Here is a 23,952-nt window from a genome sequence, read left to right on the forward strand (position 1 = left end):
ATTTGAAGATATTTTTCAGTGGGTTAAGAAAAGATTTCCAGCACAACAGTCCCTTTGCGTTATGAAGAACCACCAGGATAGCAGACTTCGCGCTATCGGATATATAAACCACATCAATATTTGTAGCGTTCCCGTCAGCTTTACTTGATCTAAAGCGGGTGTCAGGGCGGAGATAATACGTATATTTATTAAACGATTTTCATGAGGCAAGGAGAGTAAAATGGAACAGCAAGAAAAGTTCTGCCCGTCGTGTGGTGTACCGCTGTCCGTCCCGCAGGCAAAGGGCGTAAGCGATACTTATTGCGCCTGGTGCGCCGACGCCGAAGGTAATCTGAAGTCATGGGAGGAGGCGCTTGCGGGTACGGCCGCTTATCTCGACTCCTGGCAAAAGGTGGGTACTGAGGAGTCCTTCAGGCGCGCGAAACGCTACCTGACATCGATGCCGGCCTGGGCACATAAAGCGGACGAGTAATCATCGCTCCCCTGTTTGCACAACGGGCAGCGTGACGCTTTCGCGGCTCAGCCACTTCAAAATCATTGTGTAGCCTGGTGGACGGCCAGGCTCAATAAGCGCAAGCCAGCAGCGGTTTCGAGGCGTCTGTTAAGCCTGTGGCGATTCAGCGATTACCACCGTTCCGTTGCTTCCAAAACCTGATTTTTGCAATAAATGGAATCGATCCCAGAAAGGTTATATTTCACCCGTGTTGACTGTTATAAACGAAAGCTAACAGACCGTTGAACCGCGCACCAGTAATTCACCAGGAAATAACTGTTCATTGACGGGGCCTCTGGCACCGTCAATACGCCGGAGAACCTGTTCGGCGGCAGCATAACCAATTTGCCACGTGGGCTGTTTAAGTGTGGTGATACCAACGCCTGCCAGTTCAGCCCATTCCAGTTCGTCAAATCCCAGCAAGCCGATATCGCTCCCCCATTGCAGACCAATACGTTTCAGGGAGCGGGCAACCTGTAACGTTAAGGCGCCGTTAGCGGAAATAACCGCTTTGCGCATGCCACGGTAACGGGTATGAAACTGACGCAATGTGTCATCAAGAAGGTCGCCTTGTGTCAGGGGTATTTCGGCACTGTCCGCCACAATCTCAGGATAACGGGCGAGAGTGGCATTGAAGTAATCCAGGCGTTCGCGACGGGTATTGACGGTCCCGATCGGCTCACTCAGAAAAAGAATGGCTTCAAATCCTTGTGTGACAAGGTGTTCGGTTGCCAGCGTTGTTGCCTGATCATTGTCCAGAGCGGCCCTGTCACAGATGAAATGGGGGATCTTACGGTCAATCAGCGCCATCGGTAGCGCCGACTGCTTAAGACGGTTCAGCATATCCTCAGGCATGTGTATCGCGTTGACTACCATCCCTTCAACCTGATAACTGAGCAGTAAATCGAGATAGTGTTGCTCCTGAACGCCCTCATTATTGGCATTACAAATCAGTGGGGTAAATCCATTTTTACGGCATGCTGCTTCTATGCCGCTGAGAACATCGATCGAATAGGGATTGGTAATATCGGCGATAAGCAGACCAATAAGACGACTTCGCCCATGCTTTAAACCGCGCGCCATCAGGCTTGGGCGGTAACCAAGGTCGGCAATGGCTTTTTCAATCCGTGCCAGCAGCGCCGCAGAGAGAAGATGTTTTTCACCATTTAAATAACGTGAAATGCTGGTTTTTCCTGTCTGCGCCGTTTTGGCAACATCTTTAATGGTAGGGCGCGGTGCGGGTTCCATAGGTACTTTTCTCGTCATTATCTACAAACGCCCTGAAGTCATATCCGTATTGTTCAAAGGTGCCTCTGAGGGCTTAGCGACACTGATTCTTAACGTCGTTTTGCTAATGCCATCCCAGGACACTCATCCTGGCAAAATGGTTAATGCTTTCTTTATTCGGACAGTCGGTTATCGCTGAACCAGTTGGTGCAGATTGTACCCATTTTGCGTGACCGTACCGGTTAAGGCGGTAATCAGATTATCGACGGCGCAGGCTGCCATGTTGTAACGGGTTTCATGAGTCGCAGAACCAATGTGCGGTAACGCGACAACATTGGGTAATTGCAACAGTTCCGAGTCGGCAGGCAACGGTTCGGTTTCAAAGACATCAAGTCCCGCGGCGCGGATAACACCCTGTTTTAACGCATGAATTAGCGCCTGCTGATCCACAATTTTGCCTCTGGCACCGTTGACCAGGATTGCGCCGGATTTCATTTGTGCCAGGCTGCGAGCGTCGATCATTTTTTCTGTCTGCGGTGTCAGCGGTAACGTCAGACAGACAAAGTCTGCTTCTGCCAGCAACTGATCCAACGGGCAACGACGTGCTCCGTAATGTTGTTCCACTTCGCTATGTGTCGTTTCGTTGACGTATAACACCTGCATACCAAATCCGGCATTCGCCCGACGCGCCAGGGCGGCACCAATACGGCCCATGCCGACAATACCTATCGTCTTATGATTGACGTCCACACCGTACATTGACGCATCAATGCTTCTCGTCCAGTTTCCGGCTTTCACCCATTCTGCCAGTTCGCTGGCTCGGCGAGCAGCCATCATCAACAGCATAAAAATTGTATCTGCGGTCGTTTCGGTTAATACAGACGGGGTATGCATCAGCAAAATACCGCGCCGTGTCAGGTCATGAATATCAAATTGATCGACGCCGACGGAGATTGTTGAAATGGCTTTCAGATGGGGTGCACAATCCAGTAATGCGTCACGAACCGGCACACTGGCACCGATCATCCCCTGGGCATCCTGTAGAGCTGCTTTTACTGCGTCCCGATTCGTGTCGTTGATCCCATCGAAAAAGCGCACCTCAAAATAGCTTTCCAGTTTGTGGTACAACGCATCCGGTATACGTTTGTACAATACGATGGCAGGTTTCAATGAGCACTCTCCTGTTCAAGTAAATTTAACTTTTCGCGATTAGGTAGTCCCTCGCTATCACCCGATACCTGAACGGCCAGAGACCCCAGAAGATTGCCTCGTCGCACGGCTTCAGATAGGTTTTTTCCTTCAATTAATCCGCTCAGTACACCAACCGCAAAGCTGTCTCCGGCACCGACCGTATCCACAACGTTCGTGACCGGAAAACCCGGAATGGTTGCCTGCTCGCCATCGGCAGATTTAAACCATGCGCCCTGGGGCCCAAGTTTAATGACCACGGCCTTCACACCCTGCTTAAGGTAAAAATCGGCAATCGCTTCCGGATGCTCGAGGCCGGTGAGTATCTTCCCTTCTCCCAGGCCGGGCATCACCAGCGTTGCCTTAAAAGCCAGGGCATTTAAGGTATTCACCATCGTGGCTGTATCACGCCACAATACGGGCCGCAGATTGGGGTCAAAAGAGACGCTTTTCCCGGCGGCAATCATCGTATCAGCGGCATGGTGGCACAGCGCCAGAACACTTTCCGAGAGTGCGGCAGCAACCCCCGTCAGATGAAGGTGGCGCGCAGAGAGAAAATAGTCGGCGGAAAAATCGGCCAGCGAAAGATGGCTGGCGGCAGAATTTTTGCGAAAATACTGCACAACAGGATCCATTCCTTCTTTTTCCCGTGACTTGATTTGAAACCCAGTGGAGTACCCCGTATCGGTCGTGACCTGCTGAAAATTGATGCCTTCTTTTGCCAGGCAGTTCAGAACATAGCGACCAAACGCATCATTACCGACTCTGCTTACCCAACCTGCCCGAAGTCCTGTTCTGGCGATGCCGGTAGCCACATTCATCTCCGCGCCAGCGATGCGTTTCGTGAAGTGTTCCGCATCTGCCAAATCGCCATACTCATCGGCAACAAACATCGCCATGGCTTCACCAATAGTGACCAGATCCAGATTATTATGGGTATTACGTGGGGATATAAGGTTCACTGTCACAGTAATCGTACTCCATAAAGACTCAACGCCCTGAGACGACAGACATAATGGGCTGTTATCTCAGGGTTTTTATCCATGTGTTATTGCCGGTTAGCATGTAGAAACACGGAATAACACAGCCGTTAATTAACTAAACCATTCGAGTGGAACCGTCACCAGTGCGGGGAAGATAATCAGCAGAACGACGACCAGAAATTCAGCCAGCAGGAATGGCATCATCCCCCAGGTCACGTCACCTATCTTGAGTTTCCCTACACTACAGACGGCATTCAGGGATGTGCCCACAGGCGGGGTAATCAGTCCCAGCGCGGTAATCATCACAAAGATCACCCCGAAGTAGATGGGATCGATACCCACAGCTTTCACCACCGGCATCAGTACCGGCGCCAGAATCAGGATAATTGGCGTCTGATCCATTGCGGTGCCGATAACAAACAACAGCGTGACCAGAATCAGCAGGAACAGGGTTGGATGGTCCATAAATGGCTCAAGCAAGGTGATTAGCTCACCCGGTAAATCAGCTACCGTGATCAACCATGAGGTGACCATCGCTCCGCCAACGAGGAACATGACGACAGCGGTCATTTTCCCGGCATTCAGGAACAAGCCATACAGATCGCTAAATTTCAGCTCTTTGTATATAAATTTGCCGACAAACAGTGCGTATACGGCAGCAACAACCCCGGCTTCCGTCGGTGTGAAAATGCCAAATTTAAGACCAAACAGAATGATGAATGGCAGGATCATCGCCCAGATGCCTTCTTTAAAGGCCTGACACACTTCTGCACGGGTAGGTTTTTCGAACGTGACAACCTTGTCACGACGGGAGACAAACCACCAGGTAATCAGAATGCTGCACCCCATCAGGATCCCCGGTACGATACCTCCCATAAACAGTTTGGTGATGGAAACCTGAGCCGCAACACCGAACAGAATCAAACCAATACTGGGAGGAATAACCGGCGCGATGACGCCACCACAGGCAATTAGCCCCGCAGAGCGGTTCAGGTTGTACCCGGCTTCGCGCATCATCGGTAACAGCATGGCGGCCAGTGCGGTGGTATCAGCCAGCGCCGAACCAGAAAGACTGGCCATCAGGATCGCGGCGAATACAGCAACGTAACCCAGTCCGCCAGGAATGTGACCAACCAGTGCCAGCGCCATACGAACAATGCGCCGTGACAGGCCACCGGCGTTCATAAACTCCCCCGCCAGCATAAAGAACGGCGCAGCAAGCAGAACGAAATTGTTTGTGCCATCTACTGAGTTTTGCGCAATTAACTGCGCATCAAACAGATCGAGATGCCACATCAAACCGACACCACTCAGAAACAGCGCAAAAGAAATAGGAATGCCGATAGCAATAGCGCTCAGCAGGATCCCAAGGAAAATAAGGACTGTCATGTTTAACGTATCCTCAGATTAATGTTTACTGTTGAGGAAAAGACAAATAATGTTTTTAAATGCGTAAAGTGCAATACCAATGCTGGCGACAACGCTGGTTACATACAATACAGCCATCGGCCAGCCAGTGACCGGCGAAACGGTGTCGATATTAATGACAGTTTGCTGCCAACCCCCTTGAAACAGGAGCCAGCAAACGAACAATATCAACGCGTTGCCGACTAATTCACAGGCCTGCTTTCCCCAGCGAGGCATTTTTTCAACCAGAGAATCGACCCGAATGTGAGTACCATCTTTCATCGCGGCGATAGCCCCTAAAAATGTCAACCAGACAAAAAACAGTCGTGAGACATCTTCGGAAAAAGTAATGCCTGAATTAAATCCGTATCGCAGAACGACGTTAACAAAGACCATTAACATCATAGAGGCCAGGCAAAAAACGATGATAAAGTTGATAATGCGGAGAATATATTTTTCTAGGGTTGCCATGGAGTATTTTCCTTGAACGAAAACCTGCAAGCGGCGCGAAAGCAAACGCGCCGCTGAAGAGATAAATTACAAGTCTTTTGTTCTTTCGAGCTCATCCTTGAATTGCTTGAGCAGTGCCGGATCCAGCTTCGCCGCATATTTTTGTGTCACTGGCTCGACAGCAACACGCATGCGTTCGATTTCTTCCGGTGACAATTCATTGAGCTGCATACCTTTTTCAATCAGGTTCTTACGGGAAACTTCTGTCATATCACGAGCGGCCTTACGCTGAGCATCACGGGCCACAATTGACGCATCTTTGAAGATTTTCTTCTCATCGTCAGACAGCTTGTCCCACAGCTTTTTACTGACCATCAGCAACTGTGGGTTATAGATATGACGAGTGCCGCTGAAATACTTCTGAACTTCATAGTATTTGTTGGCATCAACAGACGTTTCCGGGTTTTCCTGGCCATCGACCGTGCGGGTTTCCATGGCGGTGTAAAGTTCCGGCATAGGCAGCGGCACTGCGTTTGCACCCAGCGCATTAAACATGTCGACATACAGCGGGTTAAGAATGGTACGGATCTTCAATCCTTTCACATCTTCCAGTTTTGTGATCGGGTGTTTGTTATTACTGATACTACGGTAGCCCTGTTCCATATAGGCCAATCCCACCCACCCTTTTGCTGGCATGTAATCCAGCAGTTTCTGTCCAAACGGACCGTCTAAAACAGCGTCCGCTTGTGCGGTATTTTTAAACGAGAACGGGAAATCCAAAGCCACAAACTCTGGGATAGTGCCGACAATTTGCGCCGGTGACATCATGGAGATTTCAATTGTGCCCCCTTGCATGGCGGAAGCGACTTGTTGCTCGCCACCCAGCGTGCCGTTAGGGAAAATTTTAATCTTAATTTTGTTGTCTGAGTGTTTAGCCACTTCATCAACAAAAACTTTGGCACCGATTCCTTGGGGGTGGTCAATCGCGTTAACAATAGGCATTTTCAGGTTTCGGGAACTGATATCGGCAGCCTGAGAGGTGAAAGAAATCAAAGATAAGCTGGCAGCAATAAGGGTTGTTTTAAAAAACGCTCTGGTATTCTTCATATGTATAGTTTTCCATCCGTACGACATGAATAAATGTAGGGGATTTGGGTTACGGGGCTCTCCAATCACTGCCTCTGCGCCCGTTAGAACTACGATATATGGAATCGATTCCATGCTTCAAGAAAATGATCCATAAATCAAATATCAGTCACAAATATTGCCTGTTCGGATGAATAATCGATAATTCAGTCACAGTTTAAATGAAATCATTCTGAAGCAAATCATTAATATTGCCGGTTAATAGCGAATGACATGCTACAGCATTGTTTTATAGGGAAAGATGGCGAAGGTTAATCGGAATTTTCGCCGAAGCACTTAGTGACGGTCTGGGGGGTTATATAATAAGACAACTTCTTTTTGTCACTGTTCTGGTAAAATATGCACAGAGCACAAAGGATTATTTTTCAAAAAGATATGACTCATGAATGTATATTTATCTTAGATTTCAAAGCCCACAATATTGAAGAGGGAATTAAAAAGCGCTATTTTTCCATACTTACTGTTCGGGATGAATAAGACATTTCACAACGTATCCAGAGCTTATTCCACACCATTCTCCCTGCGGGACTTGAGATCCTGGGGGATAAATCCGCGAATATTTCCGGTGGTAATTCACCGCCTGGCTTCACCAGAACTGAGTCCGGGCTGTTTTATCACTATTGATTGCAGGATTACCAGAAATGAAGACATTAACCATATTCACACTGCCTGAACCCCGTTGATTACATCCTCCTACAGCCAACGGCGAACCCGTTGCGCGTAGCGATCCCAATCCTGCCCGAAGCGCAGTCGCAACTGAGCCTCTTCAAAATCGATGTGCAGCCTGGCGACGGCCAGCATAAAAATCGGTAGCGCCATGGCGCCCGGCAAGCTGCCACAATAAATCGCAGTAGCCAGTTGCAGACCGCTCATGCCAAGGTATATCGGGTTTCGGCTAAGTCGATAGCATCCGCGGGTAACAAGCGTTGTGGTTCTATCCGCATGAAGCGGGTTAAGCGTGGTCTTGTGGCTGTGCATTTGCCATGCGGTGAACAGGATAAAACATAGGCTTACAGTGGCAATAGCCAGGCTCAGTAAGCGTGAGACGGAAGCAATAACAAAATGCGGATTTGTCGTCAGTAGATCGCCTGCCATAAAAATCAGCAGGATCACCGGCGGCGGTAGCCATCTGCGGATTCGGACAAGAGGATCAGGGTTACGTTTCATCATTTTCATTTCGACAGCATAACCGTTCGGGAGGAGAATGCTATAGGCCTGTATAGATCTGAATTTCTGCCCTCAAATAAGATTATTCATCCTTATTAATTAGCTTGAAAATTAATTCAATAATAACAGAGACGATATTAATTCCAATATGCACACATAATAAGAAAATTAATCTTGAATATTCTTAGTCCATTTCTAAAACATTGCAAAATTAAACACAGTTCAACTATGCTGAAAGTGCTATGGTCATTCCCGCCCCTTTTAAACCTAAGGAGTTTATATGGCAGGATGGTTTGAGTTAAGTCACAGTACAAACAATCAGTATAAGTTTGTCCTTAAAGCCGGTAATGGTGAGGTGATTCTCACCAGCGAACTGTATACAACAAAAGCAGCCGCAGAAAACGGAATTGCCTCTGTACAAACAAATAGTCCTTTAGACGAACGTTACGACAGTAAAGTCGCGTCTAACGGTAAGTTCTACTTTAATTTGAAAGCGGGAAATCATCAGGTCATTGGCTCAAGCCAGATGTATGCCTCGGCGCAGTCTCGTGACGGCGGTATTGCTTCCGTTAAAACAAACGGCAGCAGCACAAAGATAAAAGATAATACGCAATAACCTGTTTTAACATGCCAGATCGTTTACAGGCGATCTGGCATTTTTTTCTTACAGCACCTTACTTAAAAACTCAGCCGTACGGGGATTCGACGGAGAAGTGAATAGCGCTTCAGGCGTGCCCTCTTCCTGAATGACGCCATGGTCGATAAAAATCACCCGATCGGCCACTTCACGGGCAAAGCCCATTTCGTGGGTGACTATCACCATCGTCATGCCTTCATTCGCCAGGTTCTTCATCACTTCCAGCACATCACCTACCAGTTCCGGATCGAGCGCCGAGGTCGGCTCATCAAACAGCATGATCGAGGGGTTCATCGCCAGCGCACGCGCAATCGCAACGCGCTGCTGCTGCCCTCCGGATAAACGCGAAGGCCACGCGTCGCGCTTATCGCTTAAGCCCACCTTTTCCAGCAATTTTTCTGCGCGGCTTACCGCGTCCTTATGCGACAGCCCCAGCAGCATTTCCGGCGCCATCAGTAGATTTTCCAGCACCGTCATATGCGGGAATAAATTAAAACGCTGGAAAACCATCCCCACGCTTTCACGCATTTTGTTGAGATTGGTCTGGCGGTCATGAACGGCAAAACCATTCACCATCACTTCGCCTTCGGTCACCGTTTCAAGCGCGTTCATACAGCGTAAAAAGGTACTTTTACCCGAGCCTGACGGGCCAATGATACAGACCACTTCCTGCTGCTTGATATCGCAGTCAATCCCGCGCAGGACGTGGTTATCTCCAAAATGTTTATGTAAATTTTTAATGTGGATCACTTTTACCAAACCTTTTTTCCAGACGATTAACCAACTGCGCAAGCAGGAATGTCAGCACCCAGTAGACCAGCGAAATGGTCAGATAGGGCTCCCAGTAGGTCGCATAGGCGCCGGACACCGTTCGGGCGGCATAGGCCAGATCGGCCAGGCCAATCGCCGAGGCCAGCGAGGAATCTTTCACTATCGCAATGGCGTTATTCCCCAGCGGCGGGAGAATACGCCTGAAGGCCTGCGGAAGGATGACTTTGCGCATGGTTTTCCACCACGGCATACCCAACGCGCGGGACGCTTCCATTTGACCGGGATCTATCGACTGGATCCCTGCGCGGAAGATTTCGGAAACGTACGCACCGGCATTTAGCGTAATAGCCACAATACAGGACAAAAATGCGCCATAGCCCGAGCGCAATTCACGGGCGAAATCCGCACTCATCAGCCCGCTGGTGACCAACACACCATCACGTGGATTAATAAACAGAGGGACTAACGCAAAGTGGACCACCATGATCTGCACAAACAGTGGCGTGCCGCGAAAGGCACTGACATAGAAGCGAACCGGATATTGAACCAGATAGCGCAGCGCATATTTCCAGAAACCGTGCTCTGCTTTGGCCATTCTGCCAAGGCCCAGCGTCAATCCCCACAGTGTTCCAAGACAAACACAAATAATGGTGCATTTGATGGTCATCCACGCGCCTTCCATAAATAGCGGCGCATACTCCTGGATGATTTCCCAACGAAATCCCGTCATGGTATTCCCCTGCAAAAAGGCTGACACCGAAGTAGTGTCAGCCAAAAATCATTAAATATTTAAATTATTCTGACGGTAACGTCGGCACTTCACTGTCAAACCAGGTTTTATAAATTTTATCGTAGGTGCCATCCGCGATAATTTTCTTCAGCCCTGCGTTTATCTTTTGCTGTAATTCGGTATTCCCTTTCGCAACGGCAATACCAAAATACTGACGCTCAAATTTTGCATCGGGAACTAACTTAAACTGTTTTTCCGGATGCTGCTTTATATAGTACTTAACCACGCCCACGTCACCGACCGCTGCGCTAACGCCGTCTTCGAATAACTCCTGGAGCATCAGCGGCGTGTTATCAAAACGCTTAATAGAGGTGCTGTTTTTCCCCAGCACCTCAGAAACGACGATATCGCCAGTACTGGAGTTGACCACCCCAACCTTTTCTTCTTTCAGCGACGCCAGTGAGTTCACCTTCGAATCTGCAGGCACAACGATAGACTGTTCAGCCGGGAAATAAGGACTGGAGAAATCCACCATCTGCTTACGCTTATCGGTAATGGTAATACCAGAGATAATGATGTCGCGGTCGCCGGAGTTTAGCGTGGCGAAAATCCCCTCCCACGGTGTATTCACCAGCTTGACGTCAAAGTTCTCTGCTTTGGCGATAGCTTTAATAATATCAATATCAAAGCCTTCGAGTTGCTTCTGGCTATTTTCAAACTCAAACGGACGATAGGTTCCGCCGGCACCAACGACATAGGTTTCCTGTGCCGCAAAAGCTGTCCCCGACAGGGCAATCATCAAACATCCTGCTTTCATCCACTTACTGAACATCTTGCTCTCCTTTGTAATTTTTATGCACTAATAATGCATAAAACTACACAACCAGTCGCGTGGATGCAAACAATATCTGGCTAAAGCCCGATCTTCGCTGGAATGTTCCTGGTTCCCGTTTTTTTAGCGTCTTATACGTTGTGCCTCATCCTGCACCATCACCACTAAAGCCCGGGCAGTCGCACTTCGCCACGCCTCCGGAACGCTGCATTAAAACCGGTGTACTTTCCAGCAAGCTCGGCGTGAGGGAGAGGGTTGTGGCGCAAGAATAAGGAAGTTGTATTTTAAAATATGTCGCGAATGTTAGCCTCTGGAAAACAAAACACCAATATAAGGCTATTAACAACACGTCAGCGAAAATTCCGATATGAGAAATAGCTTAAGTTGATATTAAATTGAATTTTTTATTTTAGCTGCGCATTTAATGTAAACTTAATATTTCATTCTGGCGCATTGCCCCTTTTTTCGGAACATCCCAATTTGCAACTTTTTCGTAACGACGCTCTTTTTACCATTACCGCACTCAGCTTTTATTAATACCTTTAAAAACAAGTAATTATAAAAATTCTCATTATTTTCCTGGTTCCAGTAAAAATATTTACGCATCTTCAGTAATTATTTGTAGCTGTCAATAATCGACTGGTGGTACATTATGTCGCTGGCATTCATGCCCCTCGTGGTTTACTCCTGACGTAATTTTACACACTTTCCAGGAACCATTGTCGTACATGACGGCCTAAGCAATTGTATGTACCGCTGCGGACTCGCCCTCTTCTGCGATACAGCAATTCGTATCTTGAGAAGGTGTTTATGTTTCCTAAATGCAAATTTACCCGCGCGTTCCTGCATCCGCGCTACTGGCTCACCTGGTTTGGTCTGGGTGTTCTCTGGTTATTGGTGCAACTCCCGTATCCTGTCCTGTGCTTTCTTGGCACCCGCACGGGCACAGCGGCACGTCCTTTTTTAAAACGTCGCGAGTCCATCGCCCGTAAGAATCTTGAACTCTGCTTCCCGTCCTGGTCTGAAGAACAGCGGGAAAAAATTATCGAAGAAAATTTCCGTTCCCTCGGTATGGCGCTGCTGGAAACCGGCATGGCATGGTTCTGGCCGGATCGTCGCGTACGTAAATGGTTTGATGTAGAAGGACTGGCCAACCTGCAACGCGCTCAGGCACAAAATCGGGGCGTAATGGTTGTCGGCGTGCATTTCATGTCGCTGGAACTGGGTGGACGCGTAATGGGGCTGTGCCAGCCGATGATGGCAACCTATCGCCCGCACAATAATCCGCTGATGGAGTGGGTCCAGACGCGTGGCCGGATGCGCTCAAACAAAGCGATGATCGGCAGAAATAACCTGCGCGGCATCGTCAGCGCCCTGAAAAAAGGTGAAGCCGTCTGGTTTGCGCCCGATCAGGATTACGGCCCGAAGGGCAGCTCCTTCGCGCCGTTTTTCGCCGTCAAAAATGTGGCCACGACTAACGGCACTTATGTCCTGTCGCGCTTATCCGGCGCGGCCATGCTTACCGTCACGATGGTGAGAAAAGCGGATAACAGCGGTTATCAACTGTATATCACCCCTGAGATGGAAGGCTATCCGGCCGATGAGAGTCAGGCAGCGGCCTATATGAACAAGATCATCGAGAAAGAGATCATGCGCGCACCTGAGCAATATCTCTGGATCCATCGTCGCTTTAAAACCCGCCCGCTGGGTGAAGCCTCGCTCTATATCTGAAAAAAGGCCGTAAGGCCTTTTTTTTCGCAACGACCCCATGCAATAACCTTGATTACACTGTGCTTTTTAAGCGCGTACCGGAAGCGAATTTTTGCGTCGCTGAATCCTGATTTATTACCATTAGCAATTATACTGTCGCCGAATCCCGACACTTGTAAGTTACTAAAAATAAATAAAAAAATGCCTCTTGTTTCGCCTCATTTTTAGGCGTACATTAGCGCCGTCTGGAGCGATGAAGCACAGAATTCCGGGGTGATACGGGAGGCGAAACGGGGAACATTCCGAGTTTCGTTCTTAACGGTATCAACTCTCTATACTCTACATACTTCGAGTTTCAGAAAGCGAGTCACCTGAAGTACGACGAGTTAATAACGAGATGAAGTTCATTCAGGCGTATCTGTCATTACGCGGAGAGATGAAACGTGAAATATTTCTTTATGGGCATTTCTTTTATGGTCATCGTATGGGCCGGTACTTTTGCCCTGATGATCTAGAAGACACCGATGCAAAAAAAACAGGAGCCCTCTGGCTCCTGTTTGCTTTTGTGGGGATGCATGCGTTATCCGGCGTTTTCAGCTGCGGTTTTTACCCCGGCAGGCAGCAAACCATCCGCACGGAACATCGCTTTAATTCCCCGAATCGCCTGACGGATACGGTCCCGGTTCTCGATTAGCGCAAATCGCACATGCGTATCGCCGTAGTCTCCAAAACCAATGCCGGGCGAGACGCACACCTTCGCTTCGTTCAGCAATTTTTTAGCAAACTCCAGGGAACCCATTGCAGCGTATTGCTCAGGGATCTTCGCCCAGACATACATCGAGGCTTTCGGCATCTCGACCATCCATCCGGCCTCATGCAAGCCTTTAACCAGTACGTCACGGCGACGTTTATATTGCTCGGCAATGTCCCGCACACACTGCTGATCGCCTTCCAGCGCCGCAATGGCAGCGACTTGCAACGGAGTGAATGTTCCGTAGTCGTGATAACTTTTAATTCGTGCCAGGGCATTCACCAGCGTTTTGTTACCGACCATAAAGCCAATGCGCCAGCCTGCCATGTTGTAGCTTTTCGACAGGGTGAAGAACTCCACCGCAACGTCACGCGCACCCGGCACCTGCATAATCGAAGGCGCCTTCCAGCCGTCATAGACAATATCGGCATAGGCGAGATCGTGAACCACCAGCACATCATAGCGTTTAGCCAGCGCGACCACTCTTTCGAAAAACTCCAGCTCGACGCACTGTGCCGTTGGGTTAGACGGGAAGCCAAGGATCATCATCTTCGGCTTCGGGTAGCTTTCGCGAATCGCCCGTTCCAGTTCAGTAAAGAAATCCACGCCCTCAACCAGCGGTACTGAACGCACCTGGGCACCCGCGATCACTGCGCCGTAAATATGGATGGGATAACTTGGGTTCGGCACCAACACCGTATCGCCGTGATCGAGCGTAGCCAGCATCAGGTGCGCTAACCCCTCTTTCGAACCAATAGTGACGATGGCTTCGGATTCCGGATCGATATCAACCTCATAGCGGTCCTGATACCAGCGGGAGATAGCCCGGCGCAGACGCGGAATACCGCGCGAGGTTGAATAACCATGCGTGTCCGGGCGCTGCGCCACGGTACACAGTTTTTCAACAATGTGAGGCGGCGTAGCGCCGTCCGGGTTTCCCATGCTGAAATCGATAATATCTTCGCCGCGACGACGCGCAGCCATTTTGAGTTCAGCCGTAATGTTAAACACGTAGGGGGGAAGACGATCGATACGCGTAAAGCGACGTTCAGGGCGTGTGTCAGCCATAATTTCCTCAGATTCACGTTAGCGCCCGGACCGTCCGAGCGACGCTGCCACGTGGGTGGCATGCTTAGAAAATAGCCTGAATAATTTCCTTCTGTCGAGAGGCTAACGAAATTTTTTTTCTTTGCGCTAAAAGGGGAAGTTATGAAAATAATGAGGAAATCAGCGTTACAGAAATTGCCTTAAAGCCACTATTTATTAACATTCTGATATGAAAAAATTTACTTCGAATCCCATGAATTTTTCGCAGGCTGGATAAATAAACTGATGCATATCAATCCCCTTTTAAAATCAGGGTTTTTCCTCATTAGCGTTGTCTCGCCTGCGGACTGGTCATTCACCCTGCGAATACCTATCATAGTTGTTTAACGTCTAAGCCAGAGTCTCCTGTGCACGAAATATTTACTATGCTGCTGGCGGTGTTTGACCGGGCAGCGCTCATGCTCTTCTGCCTGTTCTTTCTCATCCGCATTCGTTTGTTTCGCGAACTGCTGCACAAATCAGCCCATACGCCAAGAGAGCTGCTTGCTGTCACCGCCATTTTTTCCCTGTTCGCCCTGTTCAGCACCTGGTCCGGGGTTCCGGTGGAAGGCTCGCTGGTAAACGTACGTATTATCGCCGTGATGTCAGGCGGTATCTTGTTTGGTCCCTGGGTTGGGATTATTACTGGGGTAATTGCAGGCATACACCGTTATTTGATTGATACTGGCGGCGTTACCGCGATCCCGTGCTTTATTACCAGCATTCTGGCGGGCTGTATCGCCGGCTGGATTAATCGCCGGATCCCTAAAGCACAACACTGGCGCGCAGGGATTTTGGGCGGCATGGTCTGCGAAACGCTGACGATGGTGCTGGTAATTGTCTGGGCGCCGACGACCGCACTGGGGCTGGATATCGTCTCAAAAATCGGTATTCCGATGATTCTCGGCAGCGTCTGCATTGGTTTTATTGTTCTGCTGGTTCAAAGCGTAGAAGGTGAAAAAGAGGCGAGCGCAGCACGTCAGGCAAAGCTGGCGCTGGATATCGCCAATAAAACCCTGCCGCTGTTTCGTCAGGTGAACAGCGAGTCGCTGCGGCAGATCTGTGAAATTATACGCCATGATATCCACGCTGATGCGGTCGCTATCACCAATACCCAGCACGTGCTGGCCTATGTGGGTGTAGGGGAAACGAATTATCGCGACAGTAATGATTCCATCAGCCCGACCACCCGGCAGGCGATCAATTACGGAAAAATCATCATTAAAAATAATGATGAAGCGCACCGCACGCCGGAGATCCACTCCATGCTGGTCATCCCGCTCTGGGAAAAAGGGGTAGTCACCGGTACGCTAAAAATCTACTACTGCCACGCCCATCAGATCACCTCGTCATTACAGGAGATGGCGGTCGGTCTGTCACAGATCATCTCAACACAGCTGGAAGTCTCGCGTACCGAGCAGCTCAGGGAAATGGCAAATAAGGCAGAACTGCGCGCGCTGCAAAGCAAAATTAATCCCCATTTTCTGTTTAATGCTTTGAACGCGATCTCGTCGTCAATTCGTCTTAACCCGGACACCGCCCGGCAGCTCATTTTTAATTTGTCACGTTATCTGCGCTATAACATTGAATTAAAAGACGATGAGCATATCGACATCAAAAAAGAGCTGTATCAAATCAAGGATTACATCGCGATAGAACAGGCGCGCTTTGGCGACAAATTAACCGTAATTTATGATATTGATGAAGAAGTAAGCTGCTCTATTCCGAGTCTGCTGATCCAACCGCTGGTTGAAAATGCCATAGTCCACGGTATTCAGCCTTGCAAAGGAAAAGGCGTGGTGACGATTAGCGTTGCTGAGTGCGGTAACCGGGTGCGAATCGCGGTTCGCGATACCGGGCACGGCATCGATCCGAAAGTGATTGAGCGGGTGGAATCCAACGAAATGCCCGGCAATAAAATTGGCCTTCTTAACGTGCATCATCGGGTTAAGCTGTTATATGGCGAAGGGTTGCATATTCGTCGCCTTGAGCCAAGAACCGAGATCGCGTTTTTTGTGCCGAATCAGCGTGCAACCGCCACGCCAGCCACGCTACTGCTTTAATACGGAGTGAAGTTGTGAAAGTTATCATCGTTGAAGATGAATTCCTCGCCCAACAGGAACTCAGTTGGCTGATCAAAGAACACAGCCAGATGGAGATTGTCGGCACCTTCGATGACGGCCTGGACGTGCTGAAATTCTTGCAGCATAACCGCGTGGACGCCATTTTCCTGGATATCAATATTCCCTCTCTGGACGGCGTTCTGTTGGCGCAGAACATCAGCCAGTTTGCCCATAAGCCATTTATTGTCTTTATTACCGCATGGAAAGAGCACGCGGTAGAGGCGTTTGAACTGGAAGCCTTCGACTACATTCTCAAGCCGTATCAGGAATCGCGCATTGTCGGGATGTTGAATAAGCTGGAGGCAGCCTGGCAGCAGCAGTCCGGCACATCGCCGGTCAGTCCCGTTACCCGTGAGAACGACACGATCAACCTGATCAAAGACGAACGGATCATCGTGACGCCAATTAACGATATTTATTATGCCGAAGCGCATGAAAAAATGACGTTTGTGTATACGCGGCGGGAATCGTTTGTCATGCCGGTTAATATTACTGAGTTCTGCAGCAAGCTGCCGCCTTCGCACTTTTTCCGCTGTCACCGATCGTTTTGCGTCAACCTGAATAAGATCCGCGAGATCGAACCCTGGTTCAACAACACCTATATTCTGCGGTTAAAAGATCTGGAGTTTGAAGTTCCCGTCAGCAGGAGTAAGGTGAAAGAGTTCAGACAGTTAATGCACTTATAACGGGAAAATGAATGAAAGAATCAGGCTTGCCCGCAGACCAACAATTTTTTGCCGATCTGTTTAGCGGCCTGGTGCTTAACCCACAGCGGCTCGGTCGCGTCTGGTTTGCCACTCAGCCCGCCACATTGCCTGGCGGTAGCCTGTGCCTGGATCTCCCCCGTCTGGATATCGTCCTGCGAGGGGAGTACGGCAATCAACTGGAGAAAAGCCAACACCGCCTGGCCGAAGGTGAAATGCTGTTCATTCCCGCCCGCTCGGCTAACCTGCCAATGAGCGACAAGCCGCTGATGCTGTTAAGCCTGGTATTTGCCCCGGCGTGGCTGGGTTTGTCGTTTTATGATAACCGCACGGCTTCGCTGCTTCGCCCGGTACGCCGCATTGAGCTTTCACATCCGCAGCGGGGGGAAGGCGAAGCGATGCTGACCGCCCTCACCCATTTAAGCCGCTCCCCGCAGGAACAGGCGATCATTCAACCTCTGGTGCTCAGTTTGCTGCATTTGTGCCGGAGCGTGGTGAACACCCGTCCTGACACCCAACGCCCGCGCGCAGAGTTCCTTTACCACAGCATTTGCAACTGGGTGCAGGATAATTACGCTCAGCCGTTAAGTCGCGAGAGCGTAGCGACCTTTTTTAATATCACGCCCAATCATCTTTCGAAGCTGTTTACGCAGAACGGTACAATGAGTTTTGTGGAATACGTGCGCTGGGTACGCATGGCGAAGGCGCGGATTATTTTACAGAAGTATCATTTGTCGATAAGCGAAGTGGCGCAGCGCTGTGGGTATCAGGACAGTGACTATTTTTGCCGCCTGTTCCGGCGTCAGTTTGGCCTGACGCCAGGCGAATACAGCGCGCGTTTTCAGTAAGGTCTGCGTGAATCTCAGACCTTGAGCATTTTAACCGTGGCCTCAATGTCTATCTCATCTTCTGAAAAGATGGAAGTCGTGCCCTGGAACGTGGTGATGGCCAGTTTTTTCACTGAGCGCATTTCACCCGGCTTCACGTCAGATTTCGGTCTGATGTTGTTCATCAGGATCCCCACAGAGAGCACCGCATTTTCTTTATCAATTGGGATATCCGCCGGCACTTCTTCGCTGAACACCACAAACGATTTGATCGAGGTGAGCTTAAAGCGTTCGCCCGCAATGTAGATATATTTGCTGTCCGGTATGACCTTCACCGCATAGGCGGAAAGCCCTTTGCTATTGGTGGTCGGCTCAAAGGTCACCGCCGCATCTTTCTTGATAAGCTCTGGGTTGGCGACCTTAATCACATGAAAATAGCGGTTTTCGCCGTTTTCATCTTTGATAAATCCAAAACCTTTATCTTTAAACCACGTTGTGATTGTTCCGTTCATCGCTTTTACCATCTGGTTAACCGTTTTTTTGCAGCGCGCAGTGTAAAGCACAACGCCTGCGCAGACTACATCTTGATATCAGTGTGGCTGAAAATTGGTTATTATCCGCTCCCGTTCTTCAACCAGCCAGCCTGATGTCTACCATAATCGATACGTTTATTGCCCCGCCGTGCCATGAGGAGATAGAGATCCTCTATCAGGACAATCACCTGCTGCTGATCAACAAGCCCAGCGGACTATTAAGCCTTTCGGGGAAAAATCCGCAAAATCTCGATTCCGTGCATTATCGCCTGGTGCAGATCTTTCCTGACTGTACGCTGGTCCACCGTCTGGATTTCGGCACCTCCGGGCTCATGGTCATAGCCCGCAATAAGATGATTAATGCCGCGCTTTGTCAGCAATTCAGCCAGCGCAGTGTCACCAAAGAATACAGCGCCCTGCTTTGTGGCCATTTGAGCGCTGATGAAGGAGTGATTGACGCGCCGATAGCGAAAGACCCGGCGCTGTTTCCGCTAATGTCCATTTGCCCACGCCACGGAAAACCCGCGCGCTCCCGTTATCGGGTTATTGAGCGTATTTATCTCCCAATGCAGGACGGAACAATACTGCCGTTGACGCGGGTGCAGCTCGCACCGGAAACCGGACGCACCCACCAGTTGCGCATTCACAGCCAGCAGTTAGGCCACCCGATATTAGGTTGCGACCTGTATGGCGGCCGCCTGCTTCCCGGTTGCGAACAGATCCCCCGACTGATGCTCCATGCCAGTGCGTTGAGTTTTGTTCATCCGGTGAGCGCAGAACGCATTAATGCGCGCAGCGACTCCCCCTTCTGAACACGTCTTACCACATCAGATCGTCAGGCACTTTGAAATCGGCATACGGATCGTCTTCGTCCTGTTCTTCCTGACTCAGCGCACTGTTCAGGACAATGCTGTCGGCGTCGCGCTGGGCAATTTTGTCCGCGACGCTCGCCGGGATAATCGCGTATTCATACTCACCGCTGGTATTCGTCGCTAAACGGGCAATAGCAAGACGGCCATTGATGAGCTGCGTTTGCGTCAGCTTATCGACCTCAATTTTTTTGATGAGGTTATTGTCGGTAAAGTTAAAGCCGATATCACCCTTAGATACGGTGATTCGGTTCATTTCGATCAGTTGCTTGACCTGAGCTTTAAACTCTTTGGCGAGCGTCGCCTGTTTTTGCTGTTCACTCAGTTGTTTATCGCGCTCAAGCTGTGCTTTTTTATTCTCTTCCACGGCTTCTCTTGCCTCACGCGCCTGCACGCGTGATTTTTTCGCCGTCCGCTGGACCTTGGCCATTTTTTTGCTGGAGACTAATCCAGCTTTAAGCATTTGCTCTTGTAAGGTAAGTTTTGTCATCTTCGTATCTGAATCTGGTGAATGATATCGGTGATTATACCTGTAGTATTTACGCTGATTCCAGAAGCATCCGGTTCAAGCCTGAGCGAGTTGCGTATCGGACCTTTATGGGAGGAAATCGTGCTGATGAAATCCATGCTTTTTATATCTCATCACTGACGGGCTTAAGAACCTGAAAAACGGCCTAAAAAAATGATTTTTTTCACAATATATTTACTTTTAAGGCATTTTAAATCTGCCCCACAATACGATTAACCGCCCTTATTTCTGATTCATCTATGTCGTAAAAATTAAGCGCAAACGGTGCTGTGTTTCTTTAATAAACCCCTTATCATCAAAAAAAACATGTAGGTATGAAAATAACACCGGGAGAATGTATGAGTTTTTGGAAGGTTTTAGGTGGGGCATGTGCCGGCGTTGCGGCAGTAGTCGCTTTACCCGTCGCCGGGCCAATTGGTACCGTGACTGCGATCGGGGCTGCCATTGCGGCATCTGTTGGTGCTGCCGCTGGTGGTGTGGCTGAGTATTGCGATGATTCGGAATCTGAAGCGGAAGCAAGAGGACGTAATCAAGCCAACGCCAAAAACGCGTTGGAGATGGAAAAACTGAAAGCACAACTGAATGCGATGCTCGCTGACGTAGCCCGTCGTGAGCAGTTTATTGTCACCGCTTTTGCATTGGGAATTTGCTGCGCGAATGCCGACGGTTATATTTGTGACAGTGAAATGGAAGAGTTGGATTTACTGATTACAGGTATTGGAAAAAGCAACGCGCTGTCAAAACTGACCCAAAATAAAATTTCAGAGATGAGAAATAATCCGCCAAATCTGAAGACCGTCTGGGCGATGATCAAAAAACACAAACTGAATGACAAAGAGCACATTGAGATTTTCACGACCATCGTTAACGTTATCGTGCTTGCAGACAATGTGAAAAAAGCGTCTGAGATCGAATTTCTGCAATCATGGAACAGCCTCGTTGCATAGGAGATGGCAATGACTTCAGCGAAAGATCATCTCGCGCGAATGGAAAGAATTCGCCGGGTGCAAAGCACTCAGCATCTTCAACCTCTGGCACAGCAAGCTGTATTGGATAAGCATCTAACGGGCGAAGTGGATGAGAGTTTACTGGCAAGTTGTGATGTCTCCGAAGCCTATTCAAAGCAAATCCATGAGTTCGACCTGCGCGTTTCGCCAAATGACGTGCAGCACCTTCTTGAGACAATTGATGTCGAAAATGGCATTGAGACAATTCTCGAACCGGTATTTCTGAGCTTATTCGACGGGACAATGCGAGCGTTTAAAATAGGGACAAAGCAAGGGATTACAGCGTCACGTTTGTATCATGAATGCCAAACCTTTCGCTATGATTCCCCTGCAAATAGCCGCATTCTCGACAGCTATACCGAAGTCCTCAATGAACGGCAAAACATCGAAACACTAGGGAAAAACACAACCTACAAAGACGGTGACATGACGCGCGATGGTGAAACAACCAACATGCGTGATGGGGCAAAAATGAAGGCGGCCAAGGAGGAGCACTTCGGTGGTGATATGCGTGCTGAGGATGGGTACGGCGGCGAGCCTATTTATTCCAATAAAAGGCACGCTAAAAGCGAAGGACAGCATAAACAAAGCGCCGAAGCCGATCACGCTGTATCGTGTTCTGAGATTTGCCATAAACTTAAAAGCAATAAAGCGCTTAATCCCGAAGATATTAAAGAAATCGTAAACACCGACGAAAACCTCGTAATCACCAGTATGAAACATAATCGAGGTCCAAACGTGGGTAAGTTTGATAAGACGAAAGAGGAACTTCAAAAAGAGATTGACCAGGGATATGTTGAAAATACGAAAGGCAAAAAACACCCACTGAGTGATGAAGAGATTGCTGCGCGTAAGAGGATGGTTGAGAAAATGGAGGCCAGCCAAAAAGTTCTCGACTCGCAAACTAATAAGAAAGTACTTGAAAACGTACTTCACGATCGAAAGGTCCAGAAGCGATTTGCGACAGATGCCATAAACGCGGCCGGAAATCAGTCTATTGGTGATTTGGTTATGTTTATGATTAAGCCCCTCTATTTTGAATTACGAGACTGCATCACAAATGGCATTGAGAAAGGCGTTGGCGCAGAGAGTTTCAAAACCGCATTGACCATCAGATTTACCAGAATGAAGCAGCATATTCTTCAGCAGGCCACTGTTTTATTAAAGGATGGGCTATTCAACTTTTTCAAAAACTTTCTCTCTATGCTTTTCGAAGGCATCGTAAACTGTTTTGTGGGCATCTTTAAAAACATCGCTCGCATGATGAAAGAAGGCTTCAAAATTCTTCTTCAGATTGCCCCGGTACTGAAAGATAAAACCACCAGTCCGGCACAAAAAGGTGATGCTATTCTTAAGCTCATCGTCGGTTCTCTGTCTGTCTTTGCGAGCATTGGCATAGAGAGTTGGCTGAACAGCCTCGGATTAGGCGAACCCTGGTCGATAATTGTGTCGTCGGTTATCAGTGCAGTCGTGACCACGCTGACTATGTATCTTTTAGATAAAATAGATCTTTTTGGCGTCAATAAGGTATTGAAAGCTCAGCGGATAGAGGAAGTATTGAGCCTAAGCATTGAAAACAGTAAAGTCGAAATGTTCACCTCAGTCGCAATTCTTATCTAGCAATTCCTTCTTTTAAAAAACTTGCCCTGGAGCTAATGATGGCGTCCGGGCAAGGCGCATAGTTGATGCTTCAGTATTAACTGTCTGTGCATACCATTTTCCCAATATTTTTTGTAAAGATGGAAATTATTGATTTCGATCTTTTAATTCTTATTTTACCCCAATATTTTCAGCAAAAAGTTTTAGTCCAGCTTTTCGTATCAACTAAAAGTTTTATATTTACCCAAAGATGAGAAAGACATAATCATATCTCATCAAGCTGATTGTTATCGTAAATAGCAAAGCTTGTTTATTATAATCTCATGCCATCTCATTTTATTGGAGATTTAATTATGACCGCTCTCACCAAAGCATTAATCGGACAGGACTTGTCGGCAGAGCTAAAAGATGAATGTGGCGCACATCTTGATACTCTTATGGCGTTAGGTCTATCTAAGACACAATATTATGCCGAAAAAATCAATACAGATTTATTAGGTGCCGGGCAAGGCACCAACCGGACGTTCCCAATTAGTTCAATCCAGTCTTTTATTTATCAAACAAAAGCCTACACCTCAGATAATGCAAATAATATTACTGACATGGTGAACAGTTCTATTTCTGATTTCGTCTCAGGTGATAACAAATCAGCAGTATCAACGCTTGTCAGTGGCTTCGTGAACATTCTTTTTGGCTCATCCGAAGGCTCGGAAAGTGAAGTCCTTCGCTACTGCGCTATCCTGGAAGGCGCATCCATGGTGCGTCTGGATTTTGTTGGCTGGTCACGCGTGGTGACCTCAAGCGCACTAAAATCCAAATGCGATAAGGTCAGCTCGTTTGTGCTTTATCGTTCAATTGTGGACATGAGTAAAGTTACGCTCAACGATTTTATCCAGGTCTATCAGGTTACGGTTAAGGCCGAAAATAAAGATCTCGATATTGCTGGTGTCGTTAAAAAATGCCAGGACCTTTATTATGTATTCAACCCAAAATCCAAGCCATTGAATCATGTTGCTGATCTTGCGTTGAATCTGAATTCACCTGCGCCGTTTGAGCCTTCTGTCGGACATACTTCTCTCGATATTTTCCGTAAAAAGCTAATATCGCTGTAAATAAAGCTAATTTTATTAACCTCGGTGGTTACAGGATTTCGTATCCCTGTACGATGAAATTGCCGAAAGAA

General features: G+C 48.5%; 24 protein-coding genes. 11 read left to right on the forward strand and 13 right to left on the reverse strand.

All coding sequences use genetic code 11. The annotated features are described in order from the left end of the window. Window positions 1-220: 220 nt before the first annotated feature. Complete coding sequence (locus HVY19_RS14310) at window positions 221-472, forward strand: zinc ribbon domain-containing protein (RefSeq protein ID WP_181681226.1); 252 nt, start codon at window positions 221-223, stop codon at window positions 470-472. A gap of 252 nt (window positions 473-724) precedes the next feature. On the opposite strand, the gene HVY19_RS14315 is transcribed toward HVY19_RS14310, so the two are convergent. The 7 genes from HVY19_RS14315 to HVY19_RS14345 all read right to left on the reverse strand — a co-directional run bounded on the left by HVY19_RS14315 (window position 725) and on the right by HVY19_RS14345 (window position 8,064). Further along, a complete protein-coding gene (locus tag HVY19_RS14315) occupies window positions 725-1,741 on the reverse strand; it encodes a LacI family DNA-binding transcriptional regulator (RefSeq protein WP_149385183.1) in 1,017 nt (338 codons plus the stop codon). 168 nt (window positions 1,742-1,909) lie between these two features. Next, window positions 1,910-2,890 (reverse strand): NAD(P)-dependent oxidoreductase, encoded by a 981-nt coding sequence (locus HVY19_RS14320; protein WP_119174343.1) that lies wholly within the window; start codon window positions 2,888-2,890, stop codon window positions 1,910-1,912. Further along, a complete protein-coding gene (locus HVY19_RS14325) occupies window positions 2,887-3,807 on the reverse strand; it encodes a sugar kinase (protein WP_240437931.1) in 921 nt (306 codons plus the stop codon). The genes HVY19_RS14320 and HVY19_RS14325 overlap by 4 nt, the downstream gene beginning before the upstream one ends. Window positions 3,808-4,002: 195 nt before the next feature. Then, complete coding sequence (locus HVY19_RS14330) at window positions 4,003-5,280, reverse strand: TRAP transporter large permease subunit (protein ID WP_149385184.1); 1,278 nt, start codon at window positions 5,278-5,280, stop codon at window positions 4,003-4,005. 18 nt (window positions 5,281-5,298) lie between these two features. Beyond that, a complete protein-coding gene (locus HVY19_RS14335) occupies window positions 5,299-5,769 on the reverse strand; it encodes a TRAP transporter small permease (protein WP_119174345.1) in 471 nt (156 codons plus the stop codon). A gap of 66 nt (window positions 5,770-5,835) precedes the next feature. After that, window positions 5,836-6,855 (reverse strand): TRAP transporter substrate-binding protein, encoded by a 1,020-nt coding sequence (locus HVY19_RS14340; RefSeq protein WP_119174346.1) that lies wholly within the window; start codon window positions 6,853-6,855, stop codon window positions 5,836-5,838. 732 nt (window positions 6,856-7,587) lie between these two features. Further along, entirely contained in the window at window positions 7,588-8,064 is a 477-nt protein-coding gene (locus HVY19_RS14345; protein ID WP_249419084.1) for an isoprenylcysteine carboxylmethyltransferase family protein, read from the reverse strand. Between the two features lie 277 nt (window positions 8,065-8,341). On the opposite strand from HVY19_RS14345, the gene HVY19_RS14350 reads away from it, so the two are divergent. Next, a complete protein-coding gene (locus HVY19_RS14350; protein WP_181681227.1) occupies window positions 8,342-8,677 on the forward strand; it encodes a YegP family protein in 336 nt (111 codons plus the stop codon). A 48-nt stretch (window positions 8,678-8,725) separates the two neighbouring features. Here the strand turns inward: HVY19_RS14350 and HVY19_RS14355 are convergent, their stop codons facing one another. From HVY19_RS14355 to HVY19_RS14365, 3 genes are all read right to left on the reverse strand, one after another. Then, a complete protein-coding gene (locus tag HVY19_RS14355; RefSeq protein ID WP_181681228.1) occupies window positions 8,726-9,448 on the reverse strand; it encodes an amino acid ABC transporter ATP-binding protein in 723 nt (240 codons plus the stop codon). Beyond that, window positions 9,435-10,199 (reverse strand): amino acid ABC transporter permease, encoded by a 765-nt coding sequence (locus HVY19_RS14360; protein WP_181681229.1) that lies wholly within the window; start codon window positions 10,197-10,199, stop codon window positions 9,435-9,437. Before HVY19_RS14360 ends, HVY19_RS14355 begins: the two co-directional genes overlap by 14 nt. 64 nt (window positions 10,200-10,263) lie before the next feature. Beyond that, on the reverse strand, window positions 10,264-11,031 hold the full coding sequence (locus HVY19_RS14365) for a basic amino acid ABC transporter substrate-binding protein (protein ID WP_181681230.1): 768 nt from the start codon (window positions 11,029-11,031) through the stop codon (window positions 10,264-10,266). Between the two features lie 810 nt (window positions 11,032-11,841). On the opposite strand from HVY19_RS14365, the gene lpxP reads away from it, so the two are divergent. After that, window positions 11,842-12,762 carry a kdo(2)-lipid IV(A) palmitoleoyltransferase gene (gene lpxP / locus HVY19_RS14370; RefSeq protein WP_181681231.1) on the forward strand — a complete coding sequence of 307 codons (921 nt, stop codon included), beginning with the start codon at window positions 11,842-11,844 and terminating at the stop codon, window positions 12,760-12,762. A gap of 422 nt (window positions 12,763-13,184) precedes the next feature. Further along, window positions 13,185-13,256: a membrane protein YpdK gene (ypdK, locus tag HVY19_RS14375; protein ID WP_010723117.1), complete on the forward strand. Its 72-nt coding sequence runs from the start codon at window positions 13,185-13,187 to the stop codon at window positions 13,254-13,256. A gap of 65 nt (window positions 13,257-13,321) precedes the next feature. Here ypdK and alaC read toward each other — a convergent pair whose 3' ends face one another. Beyond that, entirely contained in the window at window positions 13,322-14,560 is a 1,239-nt protein-coding gene (gene alaC / locus HVY19_RS14380) for an alanine transaminase (protein WP_181681232.1), read from the reverse strand. Between the two features lie 386 nt (window positions 14,561-14,946). Here alaC and HVY19_RS14385 point away from each other — a divergent pair, with 386 nt between their 5' ends. The 3 genes from HVY19_RS14385 to HVY19_RS14395 are packed head-to-tail and all read left to right on the forward strand — an operon-like array spanning window position 14,947 to window position 18,253. Continuing rightward, window positions 14,947-16,641 carry a sensor histidine kinase gene (locus HVY19_RS14385; RefSeq protein ID WP_181681233.1) on the forward strand — a complete coding sequence of 565 codons (1,695 nt, stop codon included), beginning with the start codon at window positions 14,947-14,949 and terminating at the stop codon, window positions 16,639-16,641. A 14-nt stretch (window positions 16,642-16,655) separates the two neighbouring features. Beyond that, entirely contained in the window at window positions 16,656-17,387 is a 732-nt protein-coding gene (gene ypdB, locus HVY19_RS14390) for a two-component system response regulator YpdB (RefSeq protein WP_181681234.1), read from the forward strand. An 11-nt stretch (window positions 17,388-17,398) separates the two neighbouring features. Further along, window positions 17,399-18,253, forward strand: a complete 855-nt coding sequence (locus tag HVY19_RS14395; protein WP_181681235.1) for an AraC family transcriptional regulator — start codon at window positions 17,399-17,401, stop codon at window positions 18,251-18,253. Between the two features lie 14 nt (window positions 18,254-18,267). Here HVY19_RS14395 and HVY19_RS14400 read toward each other — a convergent pair whose 3' ends face one another. After that, window positions 18,268-18,744: a cold shock domain-containing protein gene (locus HVY19_RS14400; RefSeq protein WP_181681236.1), complete on the reverse strand. Its 477-nt coding sequence runs from the start codon at window positions 18,742-18,744 to the stop codon at window positions 18,268-18,270. 134 nt (window positions 18,745-18,878) lie between these two features. On the opposite strand from HVY19_RS14400, the gene HVY19_RS14405 reads away from it, so the two are divergent. After that, entirely contained in the window at window positions 18,879-19,577 is a 699-nt protein-coding gene (locus HVY19_RS14405; protein ID WP_181681237.1) for an RluA family pseudouridine synthase, read from the forward strand. 7 nt (window positions 19,578-19,584) lie between these two features. Here the strand turns inward: HVY19_RS14405 and HVY19_RS14410 are convergent, their stop codons facing one another. Continuing rightward, window positions 19,585-20,124, reverse strand: a complete 540-nt coding sequence (locus tag HVY19_RS14410) for a DUF2058 domain-containing protein (protein WP_181681238.1) — start codon at window positions 20,122-20,124, stop codon at window positions 19,585-19,587. 377 nt (window positions 20,125-20,501) lie between these two features. On the opposite strand from HVY19_RS14410, the gene HVY19_RS14415 reads away from it, so the two are divergent. The 3 genes from HVY19_RS14415 (at window position 20,502) to HVY19_RS14425 (ending at window position 23,881) form a co-directional block, all read left to right on the forward strand. Further along, a complete protein-coding gene (locus HVY19_RS14415) occupies window positions 20,502-21,110 on the forward strand; it encodes a hypothetical protein (RefSeq protein WP_181681239.1) in 609 nt (202 codons plus the stop codon). A gap of 9 nt (window positions 21,111-21,119) precedes the next feature. Further along, entirely contained in the window at window positions 21,120-22,790 is a 1,671-nt protein-coding gene (locus HVY19_RS14420) for a hypothetical protein (RefSeq protein ID WP_249419085.1), read from the forward strand. Window positions 22,791-23,122: 332 nt separating this feature from the next. After that, on the forward strand, window positions 23,123-23,881 hold the full coding sequence (locus tag HVY19_RS14425; protein ID WP_181681240.1) for a hypothetical protein: 759 nt from the start codon (window positions 23,123-23,125) through the stop codon (window positions 23,879-23,881). Window positions 23,882-23,952 lie beyond the last annotated feature (71 nt).

It is taken from the genome of Citrobacter sp. RHB25-C09 (genome assembly GCF_013836145.1).
Taxonomy (GTDB): domain Bacteria; phylum Pseudomonadota; class Gammaproteobacteria; order Enterobacterales; family Enterobacteriaceae; genus Citrobacter_A.